1 protein-coding gene is annotated in these 618 nt (G+C 26.2%); it reads right to left on the reverse strand.

The features are described 5' to 3' along the window. Window positions 1-106: 106 nt before the first annotated feature. Window positions 107-618: alpha/beta hydrolase (locus AMN83_RS01855; RefSeq protein WP_143323632.1), on the reverse strand; the 512-nt coding region annotated here is incomplete at its 5' end.

Below are 618 nucleotides of genomic sequence, written 5' to 3' on the forward strand. Positions count from 1 at the left end.
CATTTGATAAATTATTTAAAGAAAAAAGAACAATAAAAAATAAGAAAAAATTTTTCATAAATTAACTTAAAAAAAAAATTTGAATTATCTTTGTTTAGATTATGGCTTAATTTAAACTATCAACAAACGATTTAAGAGCTAATACAAGTTTATCATCATATTCCATCATATGATCGTCATATTTTGTAAAATATGAATATTTAGGTTCACTTGCTAAATTAAAAATTTTTTTACCCATCCAAAATGGAACTATTTGGTCAGCCTCACCATGCATTATTAATACTGGAATATTAATATTTTTAATTTTTTCATTATTTTCATACTTATCTTTTAAAATTAAACCTACTGGAATATATGGATAAAAATTTTTCGCAGCCTCAATCATTGATGTGAAGGGTGTTTCTAAGATTAATCCTGCAAAATTTTTATTCTGAGTAATTTCAGTAGCAATGCCAGTTCCTAATGACTCTCCATAAATAATTATATCTTCTTCATTAAGACCTTTTTCTTTAAGCCAGTTTATTGCACTAGCACCATCTTTATAAAGTCCCTCCTCACTTGGTTTTCCTTTGTTGCCGCTAAACCCTCTCCATGCAATAATTAAAAAATTAACATCCA

The organism is Candidatus Pelagibacter communis (assembly GCF_001180025.1).
Taxonomy (GTDB): domain Bacteria; phylum Pseudomonadota; class Alphaproteobacteria; order Pelagibacterales; family Pelagibacteraceae; genus Pelagibacter; species Pelagibacter ubique_A.